The sequence below is a fragment of the Streptomyces anulatus genome (assembly GCF_014650675.1).
Lineage (GTDB): Bacteria > Actinomycetota > Actinomycetes > Streptomycetales > Streptomycetaceae > Streptomyces > Streptomyces anulatus.
Genome location: NZ_BMVK01000001.1, coordinates 204181 through 229785, shown reverse-complemented (window position 1 = coordinate 229785; position 25605 = coordinate 204181). Strand labels below are relative to the sequence as shown.

General features: G+C 70.3%; 18 protein-coding genes and 1 tRNA gene. 8 read left to right on the top strand and 11 right to left on the bottom strand.

Translation table 11 applies throughout. The features are described from left to right. Positions 1–17: 17 nt before the first annotated feature. Positions 18–1457 carry a pyruvate kinase gene (gene pyk, locus IE272_RS01015; RefSeq protein WP_050358127.1) on the top strand — a complete coding sequence of 480 codons (1440 nt, stop codon included), beginning with the start codon at positions 18–20 and terminating at the stop codon, positions 1455–1457. 17 nt (positions 1458–1474) lie between these two features. Here the strand turns inward: pyk and IE272_RS01010 are convergent, their stop codons facing one another. Both IE272_RS01010 and IE272_RS01005 read right to left on the bottom strand, forming a co-directional pair. After that, positions 1475–2245 (bottom strand): hypothetical protein, encoded by a 771-nt coding sequence (locus tag IE272_RS01010; protein WP_050358128.1) that lies wholly within the window; start codon positions 2243–2245, stop codon positions 1475–1477. Positions 2246–2354: 109 nt separating this feature from the next. Continuing rightward, positions 2355–2429: transfer RNA gene (locus IE272_RS01005), tRNA-Leu, on the bottom strand. 97 nt (positions 2430–2526) lie between these two features. Here IE272_RS01005 and IE272_RS01000 point away from each other — a divergent pair. Then, entirely contained in the window at positions 2527–3183 is a 657-nt protein-coding gene (locus IE272_RS01000; protein ID WP_003969810.1) for an ANTAR domain-containing response regulator, read from the top strand. A 77-nt stretch (positions 3184–3260) separates the two neighbouring features. Here the strand turns inward: IE272_RS01000 and IE272_RS00995 are convergent, their stop codons facing one another. The 6 genes from IE272_RS00995 to IE272_RS00970 form a co-directional block, all read right to left on the bottom strand. Then, positions 3261–3977, bottom strand: a complete 717-nt coding sequence (locus tag IE272_RS00995; RefSeq protein WP_007460233.1) for an ABC transporter ATP-binding protein — start codon at positions 3975–3977, stop codon at positions 3261–3263. Continuing rightward, entirely contained in the window at positions 3974–4894 is a 921-nt protein-coding gene (locus IE272_RS00990; protein WP_050358130.1) for an ABC transporter ATP-binding protein, read from the bottom strand. Before IE272_RS00990 ends, IE272_RS00995 begins: the two co-directional genes overlap by 4 nt. A 4-nt stretch (positions 4895–4898) precedes the next feature. Further along, positions 4899–6683: a branched-chain amino acid ABC transporter permease gene (locus tag IE272_RS00985; RefSeq protein WP_050358296.1), complete on the bottom strand. Its 1785-nt coding sequence runs from the start codon at positions 6681–6683 to the stop codon at positions 4899–4901. Positions 6684–6688: 5 nt separating this feature from the next. Then, positions 6689–7618 (bottom strand): branched-chain amino acid ABC transporter permease, encoded by a 930-nt coding sequence (locus IE272_RS00980; RefSeq protein ID WP_030079604.1) that lies wholly within the window; start codon positions 7616–7618, stop codon positions 6689–6691. Positions 7619–7732: 114 nt separating this feature from the next. After that, positions 7733–8944 carry a branched-chain amino acid ABC transporter substrate-binding protein gene (locus tag IE272_RS00975; RefSeq protein WP_050358131.1) on the bottom strand — a complete coding sequence of 404 codons (1212 nt, stop codon included), beginning with the start codon at positions 8942–8944 and terminating at the stop codon, positions 7733–7735. 635 nt (positions 8945–9579) lie between these two features. Beyond that, positions 9580–10050, bottom strand: coding sequence for a PaaI family thioesterase (locus IE272_RS00970; protein WP_047176090.1), 471 nt, complete (start codon positions 10048–10050; stop codon positions 9580–9582). Between the two features lie 300 nt (positions 10051–10350). On the opposite strand from IE272_RS00970, the gene IE272_RS00965 reads away from it, so the two are divergent. Beyond that, entirely contained in the window at positions 10351–10791 is a 441-nt protein-coding gene (locus tag IE272_RS00965; protein WP_057662019.1) for a hypothetical protein, read from the top strand. A gap of 9 nt (positions 10792–10800) precedes the next feature. After that, a complete protein-coding gene (locus tag IE272_RS00960; protein WP_190006057.1) occupies positions 10801–13767 on the top strand; it encodes a tetratricopeptide repeat protein in 2967 nt (988 codons plus the stop codon). Between the two features lie 47 nt (positions 13768–13814). Here the strand turns inward: IE272_RS00960 and IE272_RS00955 are convergent, their stop codons facing one another. Continuing rightward, on the bottom strand, positions 13815–16088 hold the full coding sequence (locus IE272_RS00955) for an FdhF/YdeP family oxidoreductase (protein WP_190006056.1): 2274 nt from the start codon (positions 16086–16088) through the stop codon (positions 13815–13817). Positions 16089–16219: 131 nt separating this feature from the next. Here IE272_RS00955 and polA point away from each other — a divergent pair, with 131 nt between their 5' ends. Continuing rightward, complete coding sequence (polA, locus tag IE272_RS00950; protein ID WP_190006055.1) at positions 16220–18931, top strand: DNA polymerase I; 2712 nt, start codon at positions 16220–16222, stop codon at positions 18929–18931. Positions 18932–18998: 67 nt separating this feature from the next. Here polA and IE272_RS00945 read toward each other — a convergent pair whose 3' ends face one another. Then, positions 18999–19877: a DUF4184 family protein gene (locus IE272_RS00945; protein ID WP_190006054.1), complete on the bottom strand. Its 879-nt coding sequence runs from the start codon at positions 19875–19877 to the stop codon at positions 18999–19001. 188 nt (positions 19878–20065) lie between these two features. Between IE272_RS00945 and IE272_RS00940 the strand changes: the two genes are divergently transcribed. The 3 genes from IE272_RS00940 (at position 20066) to pgfA (ending at position 23109) form a co-directional block, all read left to right on the top strand. Continuing rightward, complete coding sequence (locus IE272_RS00940; protein WP_056706318.1) at positions 20066–21820, top strand: lytic transglycosylase domain-containing protein; 1755 nt, start codon at positions 20066–20068, stop codon at positions 21818–21820. 156 nt (positions 21821–21976) lie between these two features. After that, entirely contained in the window at positions 21977–22114 is a 138-nt protein-coding gene (locus IE272_RS00935; protein WP_107085744.1) for an SPW_0924 family protein, read from the top strand. A gap of 26 nt (positions 22115–22140) precedes the next feature. Next, complete coding sequence (gene pgfA, locus IE272_RS00930; RefSeq protein WP_056706316.1) at positions 22141–23109, top strand: cell envelope lipid trafficking protein PgfA; 969 nt, start codon at positions 22141–22143, stop codon at positions 23107–23109. On the opposite strand, the gene hrpB is transcribed toward pgfA, so the two are convergent. Continuing rightward, positions 23096–25603, bottom strand: a complete 2508-nt coding sequence (gene hrpB / locus IE272_RS00925; protein ID WP_190006053.1) for an ATP-dependent helicase HrpB — start codon at positions 25601–25603, stop codon at positions 23096–23098. The two genes, pgfA and hrpB, sit on opposite strands and share 14 nt — an antisense overlap. Between the last annotated feature and the right edge of the window lie 2 nt (positions 25604–25605).

The window sequence follows — 25605 nt, the reverse complement described above, 5'->3', positions numbered from 1 at the left end:
AGGTTTAGTCTCGAACCATGCGCCGAGCGAAAATCGTTTGTACCCTGGGACCCGCAACCGACACATACGACCAGATCAAAGCCCTGGTCGAAGCGGGAATGGACATCGCCCGCTTCAATCTCAGCCACGGCAGCTACGCCGAACACGAAGAGCGCTACCACCACGTCCGCAAGGCATCCGAGGAAACCGGCCGCAACGTCGGCATCCTCGCCGACCTTCAAGGCCCGAAGATCCGCCTCGGACGCTTCCGCGAGGGCCCCGTACTCCTTGAACGCGGCGACACCTTCACCATCACCGTCGAACCCCTCGAAGGACTGGGCACCGGCGACATCTGCGGCACCACCTACGACGGACTCGCCGCCGACGTCACCACCGGCGAACGCATCCTCGTCGACGACGGCCGCGTCACCCTCGAAGTCACCGGCGTCGAAGGCCCCCGCGTCCACACCACCGTCATCGAGGGCGGCATGGTCTCCGACAACAAGGGGCTCAACCTCCCCGGCGTCGCCGTCTCCGTCCCCGCCCTCTCCGAAAAGGACATCGACGACCTCCGCTGGGCCCTGCGCACCGGCGCCGACATCATCGCCCTGTCCTTCGTCCGCACCGGACGCGACATCGACGACGTCCACCGCGTCATGGACGAGGAGAACCGCCGCCTCCCCGTCATCGCCAAGGTCGAGAAGCCTCAGGCCGTCGACAACATCGACGACATCGTCGCCGCCTTCGACGGCATCATGGTCGCCCGCGGCGACCTCGGCGTCGAAATGCCCCTGGAGCAGGTCCCGATCGTCCAGAAGCGCGCGATCAAGCTCGCCCGGCGCAACGCCAAACCGGTCATCGTCGCCACCCAGATGCTCGACTCGATGATCGACAACTCCCGCCCCACCCGCGCCGAGGCCTCCGACGTCGCCAACGCCATCATCGACGGCACCGACGCGGTGATGCTCTCCGGCGAGACCAGCGTCGGCAAGTACCCCATCGAGACCGTCCGCACCATGTCCCGCATCGTCGAGGCCGCCGAGGAAGACCTCCTCGCCAAGGGCCTCCCGCCCCTCACCGAGCGCAACAAGCCCCGCACCCAGGGCGGCGCCGTCGCGAGGGCCGCCGCCGAGATGGGCGACTTCCTCGGCGCGAAGTTCCTCGTCGCCTTCACCCAGAGCGGCGACACGGTCAAGCGCCTCTCCCGCTACCGCTCACCCATCCCGCTCCTCGCCTTCACCCCCGACGAGGCCACCCGCGCCCAGCTCAACCTGACGTGGGGCGTCGAGACCTTCCTCGGCCCGCACGTCGACTCCACGGACGCGATGGTCGCCCAGGTCGACGAGGAGCTGCTGCGCATCGGCCGCTGCAAGAAGGGCGACGTCGTGGTCATCACCGCCGGCTCCCCTCCCGGCGTCGCGGGCTCCACGAACCTGGTCCGCGTCCACCACATCGGTGAGGACGACAGCCCGAAGTAGGGCGGCTCGGGATCAGCTCAGTATTTCGGCCCGACGTGCGCATCCATGAGGGCTACGGATGCCCGTCGGGCTACGGAGATGTTCAGCGGCTTGTCGCCGCGAGCGAGGGTGGTCCACTCGACACCTACGGCGGTGAGGGTGTCGCTGAAGAGCTTGCGGATGTCGTCGGACCTGTTGGTGAAGAAGTACCGGGGGTACTCGTAACGCTTGCGTTCGCCGCGGACGAGGCGTGTGGTCCAGTTGATGATCCGGCACCCGTCAGAGTGGATGAGGCCGCGGATGAATGCCCAGGGGTGGGCGTCCACGATCTGCTGTTGCCACGGTTCCAGGACAATCCGACGGTCGTGCTTCTTGCCGGGGCCGTGTTGAGGGAAAAGGCAGGGCCAGTGCTTGCTGAAGGAAGTGACGTACTGGCAGCCCGCGCTCGCCACCCGGCCGACCTTGTTGTGCGGTCGCGCGACCTGCAGGGCTTCGGCGCAGGCGTCGATCAAGCCGGGCCAAGCGTCCGCGCACGCAATGCGGAGCGAGTACACGCCTCGCTTGGTCGCGCTGATGCAGCCGTCCCCCAGATAGAGCCCCAGTAAGTAGGCGTACGAAGCGGGAGCCTCGATCGCTGTGGGCGCTTCGGAGCACCTCGGGCAGGGCGTACCTCGATCGAGCGGTTCAAGGCGCGTCTGCCACGAACGAATAGCGGCGCGCGATATGCCAGTCTGCTTGCTCACGGAATTGAGGCTGCGACCCTGCGAGACCAAGGCCAGAGCTCGCTCGCGGGTTCCCACGTCGTACATGCTGCCGAGTTTCGTCGCGTGCGAGACGGTCCGGCGCGGAATGGCGCACGCGTACTCAGATCAAGTGAAGTTGACCGAATCGTTTTGCGCCTTGGAATCCAAGGAAAAGTGCCCCAGGTGGGATTCGAACCCACACTGTCCGCTGTTTGAGAGCGGCCTCTCTAACCAGTTGGAGTACTGGGGCCTTAGAAAGGAAGGGCCATTGCTGCCCTGCGCGTCACTACCTTACAGGAGCTAGGTAGGCTCGTGGCAGCAGTATCTGCCCCATATCAAGGAGCCCCGTGACCACCCCCGAGTCGCCCCAGCCCGTAGACGCCGTCGACGACGACAAGTCGCACGTCCCGCCGCTGACGACCCGCGTCGTCATCGCCGAGGACGAGGCCCTCATCCGCCTCGACCTCAAGGAGATGCTGGAGGAGGAGGGTTACTCCGTCGTCGGTGAGGCGGGCGACGGGCAGCAGGCCGTCGAGCTGGCCCGGGAGCACAAGCCGGACCTGGTCATCCTGGACGTGAAGATGCCGGTCCTCGACGGGATCTCCGCCGCCGAGAAGATCGCCGAGGAGTCCATCGCCCCCGTCCTGATGCTCACCGCCTTCTCGCAGCGCGACCTCGTCGAGCGGGCCCGCGACGCCGGGGCCATGGCGTATCTGGTGAAGCCGTTCAGCAAGAGCGACGTGGTGCCGGCCATCGAGATGGCTGTCTCGCGGTTCGCGGAGCTGAAGGCGCTGGAGAGCGAGATCGCGGACCTGTCCCAGCGGCTGGAGACCCGGAAGCTGGTGGACCGGGCCAAGAGCATCCTGCAGACGGATTACGGGCTCTCCGAGCCGGCCGCGTTCCGGTGGATCCAGAAGACGTCGATGGACCGCCGGATGTCGATGCAGCAGCTGGCGGAGGCGCTGATCGAGGACGCCGAGGAGAAGAAGAAGTCGGCCGAGTAGCCGCGTACACGTAACGAAGACGAGAGGCCCGCACCCCGGAAGATCGGGGTGCGGGCCTCTCGCGTACGGCAGGGGTGTCAGTCCTCGCCGAGGTAGGCCTTGCGGACCGACTCGTCGTGGAGCAGGTCCGAGCCCGCGCCGGAAAGGACGATCTTGCCGACCTCCATGACGTGGCCCTGGTCCGCGAGGGACAGGGCCGCCTGGGCGTTCTGCTCGACGAGCAGGATCGTGGTGCCCGACGCCTTGAGCTCGACGATGGTCTCCATGATCTTCTGCATCATGATCGGGGAGAGGCCCATGGAGGGCTCGTCGAGCATGAGCAGCTTGGGCTGGGACATCATGGCGCGTCCCATGGCGAGCATCTGCTGCTCCCCGCCCGAGAGGGTGCCCGCGGCCTGCTTCCGGCGTTCCCCGAGGATGGGGAAGAGGTCGTAGGCGCGCTGGACGTCCTTCTCGATGCCTGCCTTGTCGTTGCGGAGGTAGGCGCCGAGGAGGAGGTTCTCGGTGATCGTCAGCCGGGGGAAGATGTGGCGTCCCTCGGGGGAGTGGGCGATGCCCAGGGAGACGATCTTGTGGGCGGGGATGTTGGCCAGCGGCTTGCCCTCGAAGAGGATGCGGCCGCTGAGCGGCTTGAGCAGTCCGGAGAGGGTGCGCAGGGTGGTGGTCTTGCCCGCGCCGTTGGTGCCGATGAGGGTGACGACCTGGCCGGCCTCGACGGTGAAGGAGATGCCCTTGACCGCTTCGATCTTGCCGTAGGCGACCCGGAGGTCTTCGACCTCTAGCAGTGCGGTCATCGGGTGCCCTCCTCATCGGTGCTGGTGGTGTCGGGCGTGGTGTCCTTCGCCGGGGCGGCGGTACCGGTGGTCCCGGCGTGGGCCTCGGCCGCTTCGACCTCGGCGACTTCTTCGGCGCCGGGGGCGCCTTCGAAGGGGGTGCCGAGGTAGGCGGCGACGACGCGTTCGTCGGCCTGGACGTCGCCGGGGGTGCCCTCGACGAGTTTCTCGCCCTGGACGAGGCAGGCGACGCGGTCGCAGAGGTTGAAGATGAACCGCATGTCGTGCTCGATGACGAGGACGGCGATGCCCTGGTCCCGGATGGCGAAGATGAGTTCTTCGGTGACGCGGGTTTCCTGGGGGTTCATGCCTGCGGTGGGCTCGTCCAGGAGGAGGAGTCCGGGGTCGCTGGCCAGGGCGCGGGCGATCTCCAGCTTGCGCTGGTCTCCGTAGGGGAGGTTGCGCGCGAGGTGGTCGGCCTTGTCCTGGAGGCCGATGAACTCCAGGAGTTCCATGGCGCGTTCGCGGCTGGCGTCTTCTGCCTTGTGGTAGCCGGGGAGGCGCAGGAGGGCCGACCAGAGGCCTTCCTTGGTCCGGGTGTGGCGTCCGACGAGGACGTTCTCCAGGACGGTCATGTTGGAGAAGAGCCGGATGTTCTGGAAGGTGCGGGCGATGCCGGCCTTGGTGACGAGGTGGGGCTTGGGCGGCAGGACGGTGCCCTTGTAGCTGACCTTGCCCTCGGTGGGGATGTAGAGGCCGGTGAGGCAGTTGAAGAAGGTGGTCTTTCCGGCGCCGTTGGGGCCGATGAGACCGACGATCTCGCCGCTGTTGACGGTGAGGTCGACGCCGCGTACGGCGGTGAGTCCGCCGAAGCGCATGGTGACGCCGCTGGCGTCGAGCACCGTGGTGGTGGCCGGGGTGGTCGTGGTGGTGGTCATGTGATCACGCCCCCGCCTTCGTGGTGCCGGCGGCCTGGTCGGTGAGTGGGACGTCCGGTGGGACGTCGAGTTGGCCGGTCTCGTGGAATTCGAGCTGCTTCCTGCGGTCCGCGACGAGTCCTTCGGGGCGGAAGCGCATCAGGAGGATGAGCGCGATGCCGAAGAGGAAGAGCTGGTAGTCCTGCATGAACTGCAGCTTGGCCGGGATGAGGTAGAGCAGTGCCGCGCCGACGAGGGGTCCGCTGAGGGTTCCCATGCCGCCGAGGATGACGGCGGCGAGCAGGAAGGCGGAGTTCGGGGGCACGGAGCCGGCGAACTGGTACTGCTCGGGCGTCACGGTGTAGGAGACGTGGGCCTGGACGGTACCGGCGAGTCCGGCGAGGGTGGCGCCGAGGGCGAAGGCGAGCAGCTTGAGCCGGAAGGCGTTGATGCCCATGGCGGTGGCCGCGGTCTCGTCCTCGCGGATGGCGACCCAGGCGCGGCCGATGCGGGATTCTCCGGAGCGTCGGAAGACCAGGACGACGACGGCGGTGAAGACGAGCATCAGCAGGTAGTAGTTGGCCGACCTGCCGAGGGTGAATCCGGCGATGGTGTGGCTGACGCCGAAGTCGAAGCCGAAGAGGTTGAGGTCGGGGATGCTCGGGATGCCCTGGGAGCCGTTGGTGAGGTCCGGGCCGCTGACGCCGTTGAGGGCGTTGACGGTGAGCCGGAAGATCTCGCCGAATCCGAGGGTCACGATGGCGAGGTAGTCGCCGCGCAGCCGCAGGGTCGGGGCGCCGATGACGACGCCGAAGACCAGTGAGGCCGCGGCGCCCGTGAGGACGGCGGCCCAGAAGGGGAACTGGACGCCGACCGGGGAGAGCGGGGAGCCGGAGACCAGGGCGGCGGCGTAGGCGCCGACGCCGAGGAAGGCGACGTATCCGAGGTCGAGGAGGCCGGCGAGGCCGACGACGACGTTGAGGCCGAGCGCGACGGTCGCGAAGATGAGGATGTTCGCGCCGATGAGTGCGTACTGCTCGTTCTGCTGGGTGAAGGGGAAGCAGAACGCCGCGATGAGTGCGGCGGCGAGCGTGACGTTGCGGTGCTTGGTGGTCAGCCGGGTGATCCGGGCGATGAGCCCGGCCCGGGTGAGGGCCGTGAAGCCGAACGCGACGCTGATGATGTAGCCGATGAAGAGTTCGGCGTACTCGGTGTCGATGCCGTACGTGAAGACGTGCAGGGCGACGCCGAAGGCTCCGGCGATGATGAGGATCTCGGCCCAGTTGGGGAGGTCCTTGGCGCGCGTGGGAGCGGGGGCCCGGAGGCTGTTGACGAAGCGGTTGAGCGGGGTGGGGCGGGTGGTGTCGTCGAGTTCCTGGTCGGCGGGGAGGCCGAGGGCGGCGACGGTGGCGATGATCGCGCCGACGAGGCTGACCCAGGCTCCGGGTTCCAGGTTGACGACGCCGCCGAGCTTGACGGCGATGGCGCCGACGGTGAAGCCGGTGGTGCCGAGGACGCCGAGTGCGGCGAGTCGGACGGGGCTGTTGGCGCCGCCCGGGGTGAGCCAGCGGAGTCCCTTGATCCCGTAGCCGGAGAGGGCGAACAGGAGGGTGAGGACGGCGCCGACGAGGGTGAGGACCTGGAGGCCGCCGGGGTAGCCGGTGACGGTGAGGTCGCCGGGGAATTCGGAGGTCCAGGTCCAGGCGAGGAAGGTGCCGATGAGGGCGATGGCCGCGCCGGCGGTGGTGAGGTGGCGGGCTGCGGGCAGCGCGAAGAGGGCGCTGCCGGCGGGTGTGGTCTTGGTCGTCATGGTCATCACGCCCGATCCGCGACGCGTTCGCCGAGCAGGCCCTGGGGGCGTACGAGGAGGACGATGATGAGGAGCGCGAAGGCCCATACGTCCTTCCAGGCGCCGCCGCCGAAGAGTTCCATGCCGGGGACTTCGCTCATGTAGCCGGTGGCGAGGGCTTCGGCGACGCCGAGGACGATGCCGCCGAGCATGGCGCCGTAGATGTTGCCGATGCCGCCGAGCACGGCCGCGGTGAAGGCCTTGAGGCCCATGATGAAGCCCATGCGGAAGCCGATCTGGCCGTTCTTGAGCCCGTAGGCGACGGCGGCGACGGCGGCGAACGCGGCACCGATGGCGAAGGCCATGACGATGATGCGGTCGGTGTTGATGCCCATGAGCTTGGCGGTGTCGGGGTCCTGCGAGGTGGCCTGCATGCCGCGGCCGGCCCGGGTCTTGGAGACGAAGAAGCCGAGGGCGAGCATGCACAGCGGGGCCACGATGAGGACGAAGACGTCACCGCGCTGGATGGTGGCGCCGAGGATGTCGAAGGCTTCGCCCTCGAACTGGGGGAAGGAACGGTCCTTCGTGGCGTTGGGGTACCACATCCACACCGCTTGCTGGAGGGCGAGGGAGAGCCCGATGGCGGTGATGAGTGGTGCCAGGCGTGGACCGCCGCGCAGGGGCCGGTAGGCGAAGCGTTCGGCGGCCATGCTGATGGCGACGGCGGCTATGACACCGCCGACGATCATGAGGGGTATCGCGGCTATGAGGGAGAATCCGGACGGAAGCCCGAGGTAGACCGTGAGGGCTCCGAAGCCCCCGATCATGAAGATCTCGCCGTGCGCGAAGTTGATGAGCTGGATGATTCCGTAGACCATCGTGTAACCGATCGCGATGAGACCGTACATCGCGCCGAGGATGAGTCCATTGGCCAGCTGTTGCGGCAGTTCGTTCACCGCAGGGCCTCCGTGGAGTGGTTCGGATATGGCACCGCGCGGGAGGGCTCGTAGCGCTCCCGCGCGGTCTGGTTGCTTTGTGTGACGGTGGCGGGGCCGTGGCCCGGCCGGTGATTACTCGACGGTGCCGCTGACCTTGGAGACCCACTTGCCGCCGGTGACCTGGTAGGCGGTCATCAGGGTGTTGGTGGTGTCGCCGAACTCGTCGAAGGAGACGGGGCCGGTGACGCCCTCGAACTTGACCTTGTCCATGGCCGCGAGGACCTTGGCGCGGCCGTCCTCAGCGGGGATCTTGCCGTCGTTCTCGGCGGCGACGATCTTGACGGCCTCGATGATGGACCACGTGGCGTCGTAGGTGCCGCCGCCGTAGGCCTCGTAGGCGTCCTTGTAGCCGGCCGTCTTGTAGTCCGCGATGAACTTCTTGGCGGACTCCAGCTCCTCGACGGGCTTGCCGACGGAGGTGGCGATGTCGCCTTCCGCCTTCTTGTTGAGGGAGATGAAGTCGGCGCTGTACATGCCGTCGCCGCCCATGAAGGGGATCTTGACGCTGTCCTTGATCTGCTGGCTCAGCGGGGCGCCGGCGGGGTACTCGCCGCCGTAGTAGACGGCCTTGGCCTTGGAGCTCTTGACCTTGGTGGCGACGGAGTTGAAGTCGCGGTCCTCGGGGTTCACGTGGTCGGTGCCGACGATCTTGCCGCCGAGCTCGGTGAACGTCGCCTTGAAGGAGGCGGCGAGACCGGCGCCGTAGGGCTTCTGGTCGTCGATGAGGTAGACGTCCTTGATCTTCGCGGTCTCGAAGAGGTACTTGGCCGCGAAGGCGCCCTGGATCTGGTCCGTGGTGGCGGTGCGGAAGTAGGACGCGAAGGGGCGCTTCTTGTCGCCGGTCTTCCAGTTGTTGCCCTGGGTCAGCTCGGTGCCGGTGTTGGCCGGGGAGACCTGGGTCAGCTTGGCGTCGTTGAGCGGCTTCTGCATCGACTGGGCGACGCCGGAGTTCAGCGGGCCGACGACACCGAGGACCTCTTTGGTGCCGATGAGCTTGACGGCGTTCTGCTGGCCGACGGAGGGCTGGGCCTGGTCGTCGAGCGCCTCCAGCTTGAAGGTGACGCCGGGGACGGTCTTTTCCTTGTTCGCCGTCTTGACGGCGAGGTCGGCGGAGTTCTTGATGCCGAGGCCGAGGGCGGACAGGTCGCCGGTGAGCGGGGCGTCGAGGCCGATGACGACCGTCTGGTTGCCTCCGTCGCCGCCGCTGCTCTTGCTGTCGTCGCGCGAACCGCAGGCGGTGAGGGTGAGTGCTCCGGTGGTGAGCACTGCGGTGAGTATGAGCAAAGAACGGTGTCGCACGAAAAGTCCTTTCCCTGGCGCGGCCTCCTCTGCTTGAGGTGCCGTGACGATCGCCGGGCCGTACTGGGTTGGTACAGGGCCGTGCAGCAGACGCGCCCGGCGGCGCGGTGACTGGCGGTGACTCTAAGCGCAGCCGGGGGCCACCGGGACCGGTCGGCGGCGGATGTGACTCTCTTGTTATGCCCTTGAGCAAGGCTTGAGGTTCCTGTGAGGACATGTGGCGGTTTCGCCTGGAGTGCGGAATGACCACATGGTGAGAACGCGCAGCTCTGCTAAGGGGCTTGGGGTGATCTTGGTGCTGACGCGGTTCGATGATCGGGGCGGGCGCGACGAAGTTCCCCGGGTGGTCGAGGCCGGGGCGCGCGGCTGGATTCCGCATTGCCTGCACGTTACGCAGCGTTACATCGGTGCTCGGGTCCCCGTGGTCGCGGGTGCTGATGTGGCTGCTGAGTGGCTCATGGAACGCGCTGTGACGTCAAGGAAGTTGACCGAGTGTGTTGGCCAACTGTCGTTCTTTGATGGGGATATGACACTGCCCGGCCGGAATGCACAGGGTGCGATTCTGGCCGGGCAGGTGGGGTTCCGCCGTGCGGGGCGAAGGGGCTGGTCCGTGGTGGCGGTCAGCCCGCTTCGGGCCGGGGGGCGTCGCGGAGCAGGCAGGTGAGGCGTGCGGTGCAGACCCGCTTGTCCTGTTCGTCGGTGATGACGATCTCGTACGTGGCGGTGGAGCGCCCCCGGTGCACGGGGGTGGCGACGCCGGTGACGAGGCCGTTGCGGACGCCCCGGTGGTGGGTGCAGTTGAGGTCGACGCCGACCGCGAGCTTGGAGGCTCCGCCGTGGAGCATGGAGCCGATGGACCCGAGGGTCTCGGCGAGGACGGCGGAGGCGCCGCCGTGCAGGAGACCGTAGGGCTGGGTGTTGCCCTCGACGGGCATGGTGCCGACGACGCGGTCGGCGGAAGCCTCGACGATGGTCACGCCCATGCGCTCGCCGAGGTGGCCGGCGGAGAAGAGGGCGGGCAGGTCGACGCCGAGTGCCGCGTACTCGTCGATGACTTCCTGCGGGAAGAGGGGTGCGGTGTGCTCGCCCATGGGTCCGGCTCCGTTTCGGTGCGCTCGTTCGTTGCTGTCTGCACTGTTCTTATCAGACGGCTGAGCGAACGCTTAGAACTCCTGGCGAAACGGTCCTGGGGAACGCTGGGGGGCTTGCCGATCAGGCCGGACCAGGGAGCGGGGTCCGGCGCCGATGCTCTGGTCGGCGGAGGCGGAGCTGCCGTGCGGGAGAGCCGGAGCGGGTGCGGCTGTGGTTCCGGCGGACCTGCTGATGCCCGTCGTACGGTCGAACTAGGCTGGGGTTCCTTATCCGCTGGATGTCTGGATGTGGGGGATGCCATGTTGGTCGAGGGACTGGTCGCTGTCGCGGCTGCCGGGGGTACCGCGGTGGTGCAGGCAGCGGGTACGGACGCGTGGAACGGAGTCCGGGGAGGCTTCGCCCGCCTCTTCGGCCGCGGAGAGCCCGGACGCGAGCAGGCCGAACTGGAACGCCTGGACCGGACCAGGTCGGTGATCGAGGCGGCCGGCGACGGTGAGGAGGCGCAGCAGGTGCAGATCGCGCAGGTCGCGCGGTGGCAGACGCGCATCGAGACGCTTCTGGAGGAATTGCCTGCCGCGGAGCAGCAGTTGGTGGTGGCCGAGTTGCGGGCGCTGGTCGCGCAGGCCGAAGCCGCCGGGCCGGTGCAGCGGGTGCACAACGACTTCGGCCGGGCTTCGTTCACGAACAGTCAGGTGTTGGGCAGCGGGAACATGACGGTCACGAACAACTACGACAAGTAGGGCTCGGTTGTGGGGGGCAAGAACAACGGCGCCAAGCGCAAGGGCAAGAAGAGCGGGAAGCCTCAGCGGGGCCAGGCGCGGGCGGGCGGCGCGGGCGGGAACGATTTCCGCGGTGCCGGTTTCACGGGCAGCCAGGTGCTGGGGTACGGGACCATGACCGCGAACACGTACGTGCAGCAGTACGCGCCCGTGCCCACGGCGCTGGACGCGTTGCCGCAGCCGCCCGCGGGGTTCACCGGGCGTGAGGACGACCTCGCGCACATCCTCGGTGTGCTGGACCCCGATCGTTCCGGCGCGGGGCCCGCCGTGGCCGTGCTCTCGGGCTGGGGCGGCGTCGGGAAGACCACGCTCGCCTGTGCCTCGGGGCACGCCGCGCAGGAGCGGGGCTGGTTCACCGGTGTGCTGCTGGTCGATCTCCGCGGTTACGATCCGCAGCCGGCGCAGGCTGAGGAGGCTCTGGAGGCGCTCCTGCGATCGCTCGGAGTGCCGCACGAGCACCTCCCTCCGCCGGGGGCGGGGCGGGAGGCGCTGTACCGGTCCCAGCTCAATGTGCGGCAGGAGAAGGGGGAGCGGCTGCTGGTGGTGGCCGACAACGCGTCGGCCGTCGCGCAGGTGCAGCCGCTGATGCCACCTGGGCATCACGGCATGCTCATCACGTCCCGGCACCGGCTCACCGGGCTCGGCCGGATGCGGACGGTCAACAGTCTCCAGCCGGCGGACGCGGTGGCCCTGCTCGATGCGGCTCTGAAGAACAACGATCCGGACGACCCCCGGGTCGGGGAGGATCCGGAAGCCGCCGAGCGGCTGGCGTCAGCGTGCGGCTTTCTCCCGCTGGCCCTGCAGATCACGGCTGCTCTGCTGGCCCAGGACCCGGAGCAGCCGCTGTCCGAACGTGCCGATGCCCTGGGCGGTACGGAAGGCGTTCTGGACGGCCTGGACGACGGTGAACGCAGTCTGCGGACCATGTTCGACCAGTCCCTGGAGCGCCTGGCCGTGCAGGAGCAGGAACTGTTCCGCCTGCTGGCCCTCAACCTTGGCCCCGACATCTCCACCTCGGCTGCGGCTGTCCTGGCCGACCAGTCTGAACCGGCCACCGAGCGCCTCCTCGCGCGGCTCGCCGCCAGCCACCTCATCGAACGCACCCCGGCGGCCCGTGGCCGGTGGCAGATGCACGACCTGCTGCGCGCCTACGCCCACGAGCAGGCGGCCGCGGTCATGGACCGCGGCCGCGCGCCGCGGCGCCGCTACGACCAGGCCCGGGACCGGCTCATCCACCACTACCTGGAGCACGCTCGAGCAGCCAACACCCATCTCGCCCCTCCCGGCACTGTTGTCTCTGCCCGGTTCACCGATCGGGACCAGGCGCTCGCCTGGTTCGACGCCGAACGCGAAAACCTCATGGCCACCGCCCACACCACCCCCCAAGCCGGCCTGGACTTGAGCTTCGCACTCGGCCCCTACCTGAAATGGCGACACCGTCTTCAAGACCACGTCGTGATCCGCGCCCTCGCGCTCGACGCCTGCACCAAGCTCAAGGACACCCAGAACAAAGCCTCGGTCTGGAACAACCTCGGTGGCGCGCTCCAGGAACTGCGCCGCTTCGACGACGCCCTCCACGCTCTCGAAACCGCCCGCGACCTCTACCACCAGACCGGCAACACCAACGGCGAAGCCTCCGCCTGGAACAACCTCGGTGGAACGCTTCAGGAACTGCGCCGCTTCGACGACGGCCTCCACGCTCTCGAAACCGCCCGCGACCTCCACCAACGGACCGGCAACACCAACGGCGAAGCTGATGCGTGGAACAACCTGGGTCTCGCGCTGATAGAGCGGCGCCGCTTGGACGATGCCCTCCGCGCTCTCGAAACCGCCCACGACCTCTATCAGCAGACCAGCGACACCAACGGCGAAGCCTCCGCCTGGAACAACCTCGGCACCACGCTCCGGGAACTGCGCCGCTTCGACGAAGCCCTCCACGCCCACCAGACCGCCCGCGACCTCCACCAGCAGACCGGCAACACCAACGGCGAAGCTGATGCGTGGAACAACCTCGGTGGAACGCTCCGGGAACTGCGCCGCTTCGACGAAGCCCTCCACGCCCACCAGACCGCCCGCGACCTCCACCAGCAGACCGGCGACACCCACGGCGAAGCCGGTGCCTGGAACAACCTCGGCAACGCCTACCGGGGCCTGCGCCACTTCGATGACGCCCTCCATACAAAACAAACCGCGCGCGACCTCTACCAGCAGACCGGCGACACCCACGGCCATGCCTCCGCGTGGAACAACCTGGGGACGGCTCTCCAGGATCTGCGCCGCTTCGAGGAGGCCCTTCAGGCCCACGAGACCGCGCGCGACCTCTACCGGCAGACCGGCGACACCCACGGCCATGCCTCCGCGTGGAACAACCTCGGGACCTCTCTCAAGGAGTTGCGCCGCTTCGAGGAGGCCCTTCAGGCCTACGAGACCGCCCGCGACCTCTACCGGCAGACCGGAGGCACCCACGGCCAGGCCGTGGTCTGGAACAACCTCGGCAACGCGTTCCAGGACCTGCGCCGCTTCGAGGACGCTCTCCATGCCCACGAGACCGCCCGCGACTTCCACGAGCAGACCGGCGACGCCCACGGCCAGGCCGTGGCCTGGAACAACCTCGGCACCGCGTACCGGGGCCTGGACCGCGCTGATGAGGCTGTCGTGGCGGGGGAGCGGGCTGCCGCGATGCTGGCCGCGACAAAGGACTGGTTCAACACGGGCGAGGCGTGGGGCGAGCTGGCAACCACGCTGACCGCCGCCGGCGCGGATTCGGCCCGGGTGCGTGAGGCGTGGGAACAGTCCGCCGACGCGTATGCCCGGGCAGGCGCCCGGGAGGAAGCGGATGCTTCCCGGGAGCGCGCCGGCAGTACGGAGCCCGCGGGAGTCCGGCCCCTCGCAGCCGCGGACCGTCCGGAGAGGGACGGGCCCGCGGAGTCCGGTTGAACCGCCGGGCCGGCCCTCGACGGGCAGGCGCCCGGGGCAGGTTCGGGTCAGTGGGTGTTCTCGAAGCGGACGACGACCGATTTGCTGGCCGGGGTGTTGCTGGTGTCCGCCGTGGAGTCCAGGGGGACCAGGACGTTGGTCTCGGGGTAGTAGGCGGCGGCGCAGCCCCGGGCGGTGGGGTAGTGGACGACGCGGAAGCCCTCCGCGCGGCGCTCGACGCCGTCCTTCCACTCGCTGACGAGGTCGGTGTACGCGCCGTCGGGGAGGCCGAGAGCGGCGGCGTCCTCGGGGTTGACCATGACGATGCGGCGGCCGCCCTTGATGCCCCGGTAGCGGTCGTCGAGGCCGTAGATGGTGGTGTTGTACTGGTCGTGGGAGCGCAGCGTCTGCAACAGGAGCCTGCCGTCGGGGAGTTCGGGGTACTCGACGGGGGCGGCGGTGAAGTTGGCGCGGCCGGTGGCGGTGGGGAAGCGGCGCTCGTCGCGGGGGGCGTGGGGGAGGGTGAAGCCGCCGGGGCGGGCGACGCGGGTGTTGAAGTCCTCGAAGCCGGGGACGACGCGCGAGATGCGGTCGCGGATGGTGGCGTAGTCCCGTTCGAAGGCCTCCCAGTCCGTACGGGAGCCGGCGCCGAGGACGGCGCGGGCGAGGCGGGCGACGATGGCCGGTTCGGAGAGCAGGTGGGGGCCGGCGGGGGTGAGGTTGCCGCGTGAGGCGTGGACCATGCCCATGGAGTCCTCGACGGTGACGAACTGTTTGCCGCCCGCCTGGACGTCCTTGTCGGTCCTGCCGAGCGTGGGCAGGATCAGGGCGTGGGTCCCGGTCACGGCGTGGGAGCGGTTGAGCTTGGTCGAGACGTGGACGGTGAGGCGGGCGCGGCGCATGGCGGCCTCGGTGACGGCGGTGTCGGGCGTGGCCGCGACGAAGTTGCCGCCCATCGCGAAGAAGACCTTCGCGTCGCCGTCGCGCAGGGCCTGGATGGAGCGCACCACGTCCAGCCCGTGGTGGCGCGGCGAGGTGATGCCGAACTCCTTGTCGAGGGCGTCGAGGAAGGCCGGTGCGGGCCGCTCGAAGATGCCCATGGTTCGGTCGCCCTGGACGTTGGAGTGGCCGCGCACCGGGCAGACGCCGGCGCCGGGGCGGCCGATGTTTCCGCGCAGGAGAAGGAAGTTGACGACTTCGCGGATGGTGGGCACGGAGTGCTTGTGCTGGGTGAGGCCCATCGCCCAGCAGACGATGGTGCGCTTCGAGGCGAGGACGAGGGCGAGGGCCTGCTCGATCTCGGCGCGGGTGAGGCCGGTCGCGGTGAGGGTCTCGTCCCAGTCGGCTGCTTCGGCGGCCTTGGCGAACTCCTCGTAGCCGTGGGTGTGTTCGGTGACGAACGCGGTGTCGACGGCGCCGTCGGCGGCGAGGATCAGCTTGTTGAGGAGGCGGAAGAGGGCCTGGTCGCCGCCGATGCGGATCTGCAGGAAGAGGTCGTTGAGGGCGGTGCCCCGGATCATGCCCTGCGGGGTCTGGGGATTCTTGAACCGCTCCATGCCGGCTTCGGGCAGCGGGTTCACCGAGATGATCTTCGCTCCGGAGGTCTTGGCCTTCTCCAGGGCGGACAGCATCCGGGGGTGGTTCGTACCGGGGTTCTGCCCGGCGACGATGATCAGGTCGGCCCGGTGGAGGTCCTCCAGGGAGACGCTGCCCTTGCCGACGCCGATGGTCTCGGTGAGCGCCGAGCCGGACGACTCGTGGCACATGTTGGAGCAGTCCGGCAGGTTGTTGGTGCCGAACTCGCGGGCGAAGAGCTGGAGCAGGAACGCGGCCTCGTTGCTCGTGCGGCCGGAGGTGTAGAAGAGGGCCTCGTCGGGGGAGTCGAGGGCGGTCAGTTCCTCGGCGATGATCGCGAACGCCCGCTCCCAGGTCACCGCCTCGTACCGGTCGGCGCCCTCGGGGAGGTACACCGGCTGGGTGATCCTGCCCTGCTGGCCCAGCCAGTATCCGCTGCGTTCGGCGAGGTCGGCCAGCGGGTGGGCGGCGAAGAAGTCGGGGGTGACGCGGCGCAGCGTCGCCTCCTCGGCGACGGCCTTGGCGCCGTTCTCGCAGAATTCGGCGGTGTGCCGCTTGTCGCCCTCGGGCCAGGCGCAGCCGGGGCAGTCGAAGCCGTTCTTCTGGTTGACCTTGAGGAGGGTCTGCGCGGTGCGGCGCACCCCCATCTGCTGCTGGGCGATGCGCAGGGAGTGGGCGACGGCGGGCAGCCCGGCGGCGGCGTGCGGGGCCGCTTCGACCTGCGGGGCGTCCTGGACCGGGTCTCCGGTCGGCGGCTTGGTGGCCATGATGCTGCTCCCCTTCGAGCGCTTCTTCCACGTCCGTACGTCCTCCGTACGTCCTCACCGTCGATCCTGTCACGGCCCCCCGGATGTCGTGCCGGTCCGGATTGTCAGTGGGCCGTGGCAGGATCGGGGGCGTGGCTGAGACGGCATCGAAGAAGACGGCAGACAACCGACCGCGCCTGCTCCTCATGGACGGGCACTCCCTGGCGTACCGGGCGTTCTTCGCCCTGCCCGCGGAGAATTTCACGACGGCGGTGGGGCAGCCGACGAATGCCGTGTACGGCTTCATGTCGATGCTGGCGAACACCCTGCGTGATGAGGCGCCCACGCACTTCGCGGTGGCGTTCGACGTGTCCCGCAAGACCTGGCGGGCGCAGGAGTTCCCGGAGTACAAGGCGAACCGCTCCAAGACCCCCGACGAGTTCAAGGGGCAGGTCGAGCTGATCGGCGAGCTGCTGGACGCGATGCACGCGGACCGGTTCGCGGTGGACGGTTTCGAGGCGGACGACGTCATCGCGACGCTGGCGACCCAGGCCGAGGCGGCCGGGTTCGAGGTGCTGATCGTCACCGGCGACCGGGACTCATTCCAGCTGATCACGGAGAACGTGACCGTGCTGTACCCCACGAAGGGGGTCTCCGAGCTGACCCGGTTCACCCCGGAGAAGGTCGTCGAGAAGTACGGGCTCACCCCGCAGCAGTATCCGGACTTCGCCGCCCTGCGCGGCGACCCGTCGGACAACCTCCCCGGCATTCCGGGCGTGGGGGAGAAGACGGCCGCGAAGTGGATCAACCAGTTCGGCTCCTTCGCCGAGCTGGTCGAGCGGGCGGAGGAGGTCAAGGGCAAGGCCGGGCAGAATTTCCGCGACCACCTGGACGCGGTGAAGATGAACCGGGTGCTGACCGAGATGGTCCGGGACGTGGAGCTGCCGAAGACCCCGGCCGAGCTGGAGCGCGCCCCGTACGACCGGACGGCGGTCACCGGTGTCCTGGACATACTGGAGATCCGCAACCCGAGCCTGCGCGAGCGCCTCCTCGCCGTCGACCCGGGGGCGGCGGAGGCCGAGCCGCCCGCGCCCGCCGCCGGCATCGAGCTGGACGGGGCCGTGCTCGGCTCCGGCGAGGTCGCCCCGTGGCTGGAGGCGCACGGCGGGCAGCCGCTCGGCGTCATGACGGTGGACACCTGGTCGCTGGGCGCCGGCGCGGTCACCGAGGTCGCGCTCGCCGCCGCCGACGGGGCCGCCGCGTGGCTGGACCCGACGCAGCTGGAGGAGGCCGACGAGCGGGCGTTCGCCGCCTGGGTGTCGGACCCGGCCCGGCCGAAGGTCCTGCACAACGCGAAGAACGTGATGCGGGTCCTGCCCGAGCACGGCTGGCGGCTCGAAGGCGTCACGATGGACACCGCGCTCGCCGCGTATCTGGTGAAGCCGGGCCGCCGGTCCTTCGCCCTGGACGCGCTGGCCGTGGAGTATCTGGGCCGGGAGCTGGCCCCGGCCGCCGCCGCCGACGGGCAGCTGGCCTTCGGCGCGGACGACCGGGCCGAGGCGGACGCCCTGATGGCGCAGGCCCGTGCCGTGCTCGACCTGGGCGACGCGTTCACCACCCGCCTCAAGGAGGTGGGCGCGGCGGAGCTGCTGCACGACATGGAGCTGCCGACCTCGATCCTCCTGGCCCGTCTGGAGCGGCACGGGATCGCCGCGGACCGGGCCCATCTGGAGGGTATGGAGCAGCAGTTCGCCGGGACCGTGCAGCAGGCGGTCAAGGAGGCGCACGCGGCGGTGGGCCGTGAGTTCAACCTCGGATCGCCCAAGCAGCTCCAGGAGATCCTCTTCGGCGAGCTGGGCCTGCCGAAGACGAAGAAGACCAAGACGGGATACACGACGGACGCGGACGCGCTGGCCTGGCTGGCGGCGCAGACCGAGCACGAGCTGCCGGTCCTGATGCTGCGCCACCGCGAGCAGGCCAAGCTGCGGGTCACCGTCGAGGGCCTGATCAAGACGATCGCGGCCGACGACCGGATCCACACCACGTTCAACCAGACGGTGGCGGCGACCGGCCGGCTCTCCTCCACCGACCCCAACCTGCAGAACATCCCCGTCCGCACGGACGAGGGCCGGGCGATCCGCCGGGGCTTCGTCGTCGGCGAGGGTTTCGAGACGCTGATGACGGCGGACTACAGCCAGATCGAGCTGCGGGTGATGGCGCACCTCTCCGAGGACGCCGGACTCATCGAGGCGTTCGCCTCCGGCGAGGACCTGCACACCACGGTCGCCTCGCAGGTCTTCGGCGTCGAGAAGGACGCGGTCGACGCGGAGATGCGCCGCAAGATCAAGGCCATGTCCTACGGCCTGGCCTACGGTCTCTCCGCGTTCGGCCTCTCCCAGCAGCTGAACATCGACCCCGCCGAGGCGCGGGTGCTGATGGACACCTACTTCGAGCGGTTCGGCGGGGTACGGGACTATCTCCACCGGGTCGTCGAGGAGGCCAGGGCCACCGGATACACGGAGACGATCCTCGGCCGGCGCCGTTATCTCCCCGACCTGAACAGCGACAACCGCCAGCGCCGTGAGGCCGCCGAGCGGATGGCGCTCAACGCCCCGATCCAGGGCACGGCCGCGGACATCGTGAAGGTGGCGATGCTGCGGGTGGACAAGGCGCTCACCGAGGCGGAGCTGAGCTCGCGGATGCTGCTCCAGGTCCACGACGAAATCGTCCTGGAGATCGCGAAGGGCGAGCGGAAGCGGGTGGAGGAGATCCTGCGCCACGAGATGGCCCACGCGGTCGAGCTGCGCGCCCCGCTCGACGTCTCCGTCGGCGTCGGCAAGGACTGGGAGTCGGCCGCGCACTGAGCCGCGGGGAAGCCCGACATGGGAGGGGCCCGCGACCGCGCCGCGGTCGCGGGCCCCTCCCATGTCGCTACTTCCCGGCGGCGGACACCTCCGTACGGGACGCCTCCGGCACGGACGCGGTCCCACCCGGACCCGGCGTCCCGCGTCGCCCGCGCGGCAGGCGCATCCACACCCCGAACAGCAGCAGCCCGGCCGCCAGGCCGGCGCCCGCGCCGAAGCAGGCCGTGGGGATGATGTCGAGCGGGCTCTCCACCCGGCCGAAGTGGGTGTACCAGCGGGCGCACCGGTGGACGACACCGAGCAGCACGCACAGGCCCAGCAGGCCGAGAGCGCCCCACCGTTCGCGGCGGCCGAGTACCGGCACCTCCTCGGGCGCGGGGGCCGCCGGGGTCAGCCGGAGCCCGGTGACGGCGAACCAGCCGATGACCACCAGAGCCAGGGCCGAACTGCCGTACTGGACGAACTGGAACACCGGGAAGCCGCCGACGCTGCGACTGAGCACCGGCAGCAGCTCCGTCCCCCACCGGCTGTGGTGGGTGAACGCGTCCCACACCACATGGGTGGCCGCGCCCAGCGCGCCGGAGACCGCGAACCACAGCCAGGCGGACGGCCCGAAGGAGGCCCGCGTCCACCGCTGCCCCCGGACGAAGGCGTGGACGCGGCCCCGTACGCGTACCGGCAACAGCGCCGCCAACGGCTCCCGCAGCAGGACCCACACCGTCACCAGCACCGCGGCGATGGCCACGTTCACCGTGACCACCCCGAGGAAGGTGTGCGTGAACGACCCGAACTCCATCGCCCCGGGGATCACCGTGTCCGCGAAGTAGGTGATGTCGGGTGCGAACGAACCGGCGACCAGAGCCGAGGGGAACAGCGGCCACCGGGCCGTCCCGTTCCGGCGGATCGCCGGGAGCACGGCGGCGGCATGACTGAGCGTGAACGGCATGGCGGCAAGTATGCGGGACCGTTCGGGCACCCTTCCGTGGCCGGCAGGACAACATGCGCCCGCGAACGTGAAAAAACAGTAAGAAGCGGTCAGGGCTCGGTGCCCGGGCGACACAAGTTGCCGTAGGGTCGCTGGAGTCCTTGCGCTGGGGAGCGCGAGCAGCCTTCGAGGGGGAGGGACCGGAACGTATGGCAGCGCACATTCGCCGACGTCTGCGCAAGGGGGCCACGACCACCGCGGTGGCGGCTGCCGCTGTGGCGGCACTCGCGGCCTCGCAGGCGCCCGCAGCGACCCTGGCCGACGGTCCCGCCGGCGGCGGTGACCCGAAGGCGGCCGGCGAGGACACCGCGAGCGCCGAGGACGACGGCGCGGCGACCGGCAACTCGCCCTACTACACGGACCTCCCGCCCCTGGTCACGCCCGACAAGCCCGGATCCTCCAGCAATCTGCCGGTGACCGGAAGTGCGGAAGCGGGTATTCCGGCGTCGATCCTGGCCGCGTACAAGCAGGCCGAACAGACCGTCGCGACCACCGACCCCGCCTGCCGGCTGCCCTGGCAACTCCTCGCGGCGATCGGCAAGGTCGAGTCCGGCCAGGCCCGCGGCGGACGCGTCGACACCAACGGCACCACCACCTCCCCGATCCTCGGCCCGGCCCTCAACGGCCAGGGCTTCGCCCTGATCAAGGACACCGACGGCGGGGCCTACGACAGCGACGCGGTCCACGACCGCGCGGTCGGCCCGATGCAGTTCATCCCGTCGACCTGGGCCTCCTGGGGCCAGGACGCGAACGGCGACGGCCGCAAGGACCCCAACAACATCTACGACGCGGCGCTCGCCGCCGGCCGCTACCTCTGCGCCAACGACCGGGATCTGGCCATCGCCGCCGACCTCGACAAGGCCGTGCTGAGCTACAACCGGTCGACGGAGTACCTGCGCACCGTCCGCTCCTGGTTCTCGTACTACCAGCGCGGTACGCACGAGATCCCCGACGGCACCGGAAGGCTGCCCACCGCCCCGAGCACCCCCTCCCCGAGCCCGAACCCGGGAACCCCGAGCTCCGGCACCACCCCGGCCCCCAAGCCCTCTCCGTCCCCGCCTGGCGGAAAGCCGACCCCGGGCCCCTCGAAGCCCGGCGACGGCTCCACCAGCCCGAAGCCGAAGCCGCCCACCTCCAAGCCGACGCCGGCCGAGACCTTCGGCTCGCTGGAGAACGCGGGCACCGGCCCGCTGCGCGCCACCGCGGGCCAGGCGTTCGACGAGCGGGTCGCCGTCCTCGCCCGCAACGCGCTCGGCGCCCCGCTCGGCAAGGTGTCCGTCACGTTCACCGTCACCGGGAACACCGGCACGCTCTTCGCCGGCGGCAAGAAGACCGTCACGGTGCGGACCGGGGCCGACGGCACCGCCACCGCGCCGGAGCTCCGGGCGGGCGAGAAGGCCGGGGAGTTCACGGTGACCGCCGTCGCGGGCACCGGCCGGCCGCGCACCCTGACCTACGCGGCGACCGTCACCGCCCGCCAGGCCGACACGATCGCCCGGACCGACGAGAAGGCGCTCGTCGCCGCACCCGGCGGGAAGTTCGCGGACGCCGTCACCGTCAAGGCCACGTACAAGGACGCCGCGGCGGGCGGAGTCGCCGTCACCGCCACCATGGTCAAGGACCCCCTGGGGCTCTTCGACAACGACAAGGGCCCGTACTTCAAGGACGCGGCCGGCAAGCCGGTGCGCACCCTCACCACGCTGACGACGGACGCCGAGGGCAAGCTCCGGCTCCCGGAGATCTTCGCGGACGGCACCGAGGGTACCTATCTGCTGCGCCTCACCACCGAGGGCGGCGCCTCGGTCGTCATCGAACTCACCGTTCAGGCCCCGGAGGAGACCGCCCCGGAGGGAACGACCCCCGAGGAGACCGCTCCGAAGGAGACGGAAACCCCCGAAGCCTGACCCCGCCGCACCGCACAGCTGCCGCACAGCCCCTCAGGTCATCCGGCCGAGGGGCTGTCCGCTGTGTTCTCATCTCGCGCCCCGGTTGCTACGGTGCCCCAGCCCTGACGACCCATCAGGTCGCCGTCATCGGATCACCGCCCCGGGAGGCCGAGCATGCGTGCCCTCGTCGCCGCCGCCATCGGACTGGCCGCCGCCCTCGTGCTCGTGTTCACCATCTCCGCCGTCGGCTCCCCGGCAGGGGAGACCTCGCCGAAACCCCTGCTGACCACCGTCCCGGGACCGAAGAGATAGCCGCCGCAGAGGGAGAGGTCACCACCATGCGCCGCCGAGCCGGTCTCGTACTCCTGGCCTTCGCCGTGTTCTTCGCCGCCCTGTCACCGCTGCTGCGCTGGTACGCCTTCCCGCGCCTGGCCAAGGTCCCGCCGAACCAGTACCAGGAAGTCGTCCTGGAGGCGTCCCCCGCGACCCTCCTCGACTACTCCACCCTCAAGGCCAGGAAGGTCGAGAAGGTCACCATCGTCCAGACGCTCAAGGGCAACGTGGAGGAGTCCGAGAAGATCGAACGCAGCGCCGGACGCGACGTCGTCGTCTGGGACGCCCTCTCCTACATCCAGGGACCCGACGGCAAGATGGTCTCCGAGATCCCCGAGCGCTACATCTTCGACGCCCACACCCAGGCCCCCGTCAACGCCACCGGCGAGATGGTCGACGGCGACCCGGTCCGGCGCGAGGGCATCGAGTACAAGTGGCCCTTCCTCACCGAGAAGCGGGACTACGAGTACTTCGACGCCCAGAGCCGCACCACCGCCCCCATCCACTACAAGGGCACCCGCACCTTCCGCGGCCTGGAGGTCTACTACTTCGAGCAGACCATCCCGTGGACCGAGGTCCCGATGCCCAAGAAGATGCCCATCGAGGGCATCACCGCCGAACAGATCGCGCAGACCGGCATGACCCGCTGGTACACCACGAAGCGCATGTTCTGGGTCGACCCCGTCACCGGAGCCCCCGTCAACGGCGAGGAGATCCACAAGGAAGAGCTGCGCAACGCCAAGAAGATGGGCATGTCCGAGGACACCGTCACCGCCTTCTCCGGCCATGTGAAGATGCGCGAGGACTACATCGTGGACACCGTCGACCTGGTGAAGTCCCAGCGCGTCCTGGTCCTCCTCCTCACCTCGTACCTGCCCTGGGGCTTCCTCGGCCTCGGCATCGGCCTGCTCGCGCTCGCCCTCTGGCTGGAGGCCCGGGCCCGAACTCCGAGGCAGGGTCCTACGACCGCTTGAGCCGCGCCGAGGTGAACCGCGTCGCCGGTACGGTCGCGGGGTCCTCCGGCCACGGATGCTTCGGGTAGCGGCCGCGCAGCTCCGCCCGCACCGCCCGGTAACCCTCCTGCCAGAACGACGCCAGGTCCGCCGTGACGGCCGCGGGCCGCCCGGCGGGGGAGAGCAGATGCACCAGGACCGGCACCCCGGCCACCCGGGGCGTCTCGCCCATCCCGAACAACTCCTGGAGCTTCACCGCCAGGACGGGCTGCTCGCCGCCGTACTCGACCCTGATACGGGAACCGCTCGGCACCTCGATCCGCTCCGGCGCCAGCTCGTCCAGCCGGACGGCCTCCCCGGTCGCCCAGGGCAGCAGCCGCCGCAACGCCTGGCCCGCGTCGATCCGGCCCAGGTCTGCGCGCCGCCGTGCCCGCGACAGCTCCGGCTCCAGCCACGCCCCGGTCTCCGCGAGCAGCGCCCCGTCCGAGACGTCCGGCCACGGCGGGCCCAGCACCCGGTGCAGGAACGCCAGGCGCAGCCGCAACTGCTCACTGTCCCGGGTCCACCGCAGCAGCCCCAGCCCCTCCCGCCGCAGCCCCTCCACCAGGGCCCCGCGCACCAGCTCCGGGTCGGGCTGCTTCAGCGGCCGTACCGCCAGCTCCACCGCCCCCAGCCGGTCCACGGCCCTGGCCACCACCTCGCCGTCCACCCAGCGGACCTCCTCGCCCCGCACCCGCAGATGCCCGGAGGCCAGCAGCGCGGTGGACTCGTCGATCACGGCCGCCAGCCGCACCCGCGCCGACGCCGCGTGGGAGGGCCGGTCCGCGACCGCCACGGCCAGCCAGGGCGCGCTGCGCAGCCGCGAGGAGTCCCGCAGCTCCGCGCCCGTGCCCGACGCCATCAGGAAGGCCCCGTCGCCCCGGGCCCGCGCCACCCGCTCCGGAAACGCCAGCGCGGCGACGAGGCCGACGGCGGCGTCGTCCGAGCCGCCCTTCCCGGTACCGTCCGAGCCGCTGCCCAGCGACGACGACAGCCGGCGCACCTCCTGCTTCCAGCGCGCCGCGTATCCGTCCTGGCCCCTGCGGGCGGTCCGCAGCGCCGCCGCGAGATCGTCCCCGTACTCCCTCGGCGGCTCCTCGCTCAGCAGCGCCACCACCTCCGCGGCCCGCCGCGCCCCGACCTCCCGGGCGCCGTCCAGCAGCGCCCGCGCCAGCCGGGGATGCAGCCCGAGCCGGGACATCCGTACGCCGCGCTCGGTGACCCGGCCCCCGCCGTCCACCGCGCCGATCGCCTCCAGCACCTCCCGGGCGGCGCCCATCGCCCCGGCGGGCGGCGGGTCCAGCAGCGCGAGCGAGGAGGCGTCGGGATCGCCCCAGCACGCCGCCTGGAGCGCGAAGGCGGCGAGGTCGGCCACCTTGATCTCGGGCGAGGGGAAGCGCGCGAGCCGCCCGTCCTCGGCCTGGTCCCAGCACCGGTACACCGCCCCCGGGGCCTCCCGCCCCGCCCGCCCGGCGCGCTGCCGCCCGGCGGCCTGGGAGGCCCGTACGGTCGTCAGGGCGCTCAGGCCCCGGGCGTGGTCGGTACGGGGCTCCCGCGCGAGACCCGAGTCGACGACGACCCGCACCCCCGGCACCGTCAGCGACGACTCCGCCACCGAGGTCGCCAGGACCACCCGCCGCCCCCCGGAGGACCCGGCCAGCACCGCGTCCTGCACGGCGGCAGGAGCCCGCCCGTGCACTTGGAGCACCTCCGCATCCACCCCCGCGAGCTGCCCGGCCACCCGCCCGATCTCCCCGACGCCGGGCAGGAAGCAGAGCACGTCCCCCTCCCGCTCACCGAGCGCCCGCCGGACGGTCGCCGCCACATGTGTCAGCAGGGCCGGGTCCACCCTCATCCCGTGCGGCGGCTTCACCGGACGGGCGGGCGGCGCCCAGAGGACCTCCACCGGATGCGATACGCCCTGCGCCTCGACCACCGGGGCGTCGCCGAGCAACCGCGCCCAGCCCTCCGCGTCCGTCGTCGCGGACGCCGCCACCAGCCGCAGATCGGGCCGGATCGCCTCCCGCACGTCCAGGAGGAACGCGGCGACCGTGTCGGCGTCCAGGTGCCGCTCGTGGCACTCGTCGATGATCACCGCGTCGACCCCGGCCAGCTCCTGGTCCCGCTGGAGCCGCTGGAGCAGCACCCCGGTGGTCACGACCTCCACCACCGTGTCCCGCCCCACCACGCGCTCCCCGCGCACCGTGAAGCCGATCCGGCCGCCCGGCTGCTCGCCGAGCAGCCAGGCCATCCGTCGCGCGGCCGCCCGGGCGGCGATCCGGCGCGGCTCGGCGACCACGACCCGGCGCACCGGGCCCTCACCGGTCAGCCCGGCCAGCACCAGTGGGACGAGCGTCGTCTTTCCGGTGCCGGGCGGGGCGCACAGGACGGCGACGCCCCGGTCGTCGAGCGCGCGCCGCAGGGCGGGCACGGCGGTGCGGACGGGCAAACGGTCCAGGGCTTCGGTGCGGATCACGC